2 protein-coding genes are annotated in these 1,278 nt (G+C 23.7%); one reads left to right on the forward strand and one right to left on the reverse strand.

Annotated elements, in window-relative coordinates:
- Window positions 1-76: 76 nt before the first annotated feature.
- Complete coding sequence (locus tag GBZ86_RS16000) at window positions 77-691, forward strand: sugar O-acetyltransferase (RefSeq protein ID WP_152892311.1); 615 nt, start codon at window positions 77-79, stop codon at window positions 689-691.
- 191 nt (window positions 692-882) lie between these two features.
- On the opposite strand, the gene GBZ86_RS17485 is transcribed toward GBZ86_RS16000, so the two are convergent.
- On the reverse strand, window positions 883-1,278 hold a 396-nt coding region (locus tag GBZ86_RS17485; protein WP_170272303.1), incomplete at its 5' end, for a hypothetical protein.

Raw genomic sequence — 1,278 nt, forward strand, 5'->3', positions numbered from 1 at the left:
CTACAAAAAGCATATAAAAGATATAAAGATAGTGTAAAGTTTAATATAAAAAATATCATTATAAAAGGGGAAATTTATGAAATTAAAAGAGATAAAAGAAAGAATTTATGGTAAAAAACTTTATTATTCTAATGATGAAGAATTAATAAAAGAACAAATGTATTATTTAGAATTACTTTATGACTTCAACCAAACACGTCCTTCAGAACAAAAGAAAAGAAATGAATTATTAAAAAATATGTTTTCTGAAATTGGAAAAGAGTGCTATATAGAACCTCCTTTACGTGCTAATTGGGGTGGAAAAAATGTTCATTTTGGTAATGGAGTATATGCTAATTTTAATTTAACACTTGTTGATGATTGTGATATATTTATTGGCAATAATGTTTTAATTGCACCAAATGTTACAATTTCATCAGGAACACATCCTATAAATCCAGATATTAGAAGAAAACAAGGGCAATTTAATGTTCCTGTTAATATAGGAGATAATGTTTGGATTGGAGCAAATTCAGTAATACTTCCTGGTGTAACTATTGGAGCAAATTCAGTTATAGGGGCTGGAAGTGTAGTTACAAAGGATATTCCATCAAATGTTGTTGCTGTAGGGAATCCTTGTAAGGTATTAAGAGAAATTAATGAAAGAGATATGGAGTATTATTATAAAGGTTTAAAGATTGATATAAAATAATTATAAATATTACTATATAAATTCTAAAATTATTAATGCCTTGATTTAGCTTTTTTATAACTAATTTAAGGCATTATAATTTTATATGAAGAGTATAAAAATTTTTATGTGAAATTTAAAACTAAAAAAATTAGATTATTTCTATAAAGAAGTTACAGATACACAAATTTTCTTACAGGCCTTATTATTTTTTATTCATATAGTTTTATTTTATAAAATACAGTATTCCCAATAGTACACTCTTCTATCTTTATGTTAAAATTTTCTCTAGTTAATTTTAAAACAGCTCCCTCAACTTGACCTTCTGTTATTGCCTCTAAATTCATACACTCAAATTTATATATCTCATTCCCTACTAAAGTTTCATCATATGTTTTATTAAGTACTTTAGCAGAATTTATATATCTTTCCTTAGTATCTTTTATAATTGTATCTTCTAAGTTAATATTTTGTGTATTAAAAAAATGCTCATTATACTCATCTTTTTCTTCAGAAGAATAAATAGTGGTTTTATTTATCTCATTTGTTTTTTCATCTTTTAATAATTTAATTTCTTTTTTTAGTGCTTTTATTTTATTATTTTTAAA

The organism is Clostridium tarantellae (assembly GCF_009295725.1).
GTDB lineage: Bacteria > Bacillota > Clostridia > Clostridiales > Clostridiaceae > Sarcina > Sarcina tarantellae.